General features: G+C 63.0%; 1 protein-coding gene. It reads left to right on the forward strand.

Annotated features, from left to right (window positions below; genetic code table 11):
* Positions 1-297: hypothetical protein (locus NE591_RS14645; protein ID WP_256157033.1), on the forward strand; the 297-nt coding region annotated here is incomplete at both ends.

Consider the following 297-nt stretch of genomic DNA (forward strand, 5'->3'; position numbering starts at 1 on the left):
CCGATGATTTCGAGTCTCTGGAAGCAGGCGATATCGAGGTGCTTATCGCCGGCTTTGGAGGGCATTGCTCGGCTGGGCTCTCCGAGGTGTTCGGCACCGATTGGGCCGATGGGGCCATCGTCGAGGCTCTCGGATGCGGCGAGGCGGCAAAAAGGATGGGCCACTCTGCTGTTTCGTGGGACATACTGGGCCCAGATGCCTTCCGTGTTGCCCGACAAAACGGCTGGCTGCTCGAGCGCGCCTGCGCAGCGAGCCTTGATCGACTCGCTGCCTCCGATGCTGAAGCAGGCTCCACTC

Origin of the sequence: Adlercreutzia sp. DFI.6.23, assembly GCF_024462535.1 — a bacterium.
In the GTDB taxonomy this organism is placed as follows: domain Bacteria; phylum Actinomycetota; class Coriobacteriia; order Coriobacteriales; family Eggerthellaceae; genus Adlercreutzia; species Adlercreutzia rubneri.